General features: G+C 61.7%; 1 protein-coding gene. It reads left to right on the top strand.

Annotated features, from left to right (window positions below):
* Nucleotides 1-166 precede the first annotated feature (166 nt).
* Nucleotides 167-512: DinB family protein (locus CKO11_RS17425; protein ID WP_223641572.1), on the top strand; the 346-nt coding region annotated here is incomplete at its 3' end.

Below are 512 nucleotides of genomic sequence, written 5' to 3' on the forward strand. Positions count from 1 at the left end.
AGCACCGGCTTCGACGATCGCCTCGACCGTCACCCGTGAGCGTGCCTGCCGTGGCGCCTTGCGCATGACCGCGCGCGATTTGGCAATGCGAGTAGACAAAAACGCGGCTCCCGGCGGAATATGAACACGTTACTCACATTCCACTGCAAGCGAAAGGAACCTCGTCATGAGCGGGTTGCTGCGGACTCTGTTCGGCTATCAGGCCTGGGCGAATGAAGACTTGTTCGACAAGCTCGGTGAACTCGATCCGGAACGGTATCGGACCGAATTGGCGAAAGCGGCGAAACTGATCGACCATTCACATGTCGTGGCCCGCATCTTCGCCGCCCATCTCACCGGTGCCCGTCATGGCTATATGTCGGATGCGAGCGAGGAGACGCCGACGCTGCAGGAACTGCGCGCAGCCGTCGCGGCTTCGGACCACTGGTATGTCGATTATGTCGCGGGCGTCTCGCCGGCGTCGCTGGACGAGCGGCTAGCCTTCGTCTTCACCGACGGCGACAAGGGCTGCA

The organism is Rhodobacter sp. TJ_12, from assembly GCF_020023995.1.
Lineage (GTDB): Bacteria > Pseudomonadota > Alphaproteobacteria > Rhodobacterales > Rhodobacteraceae > Rhodobacter.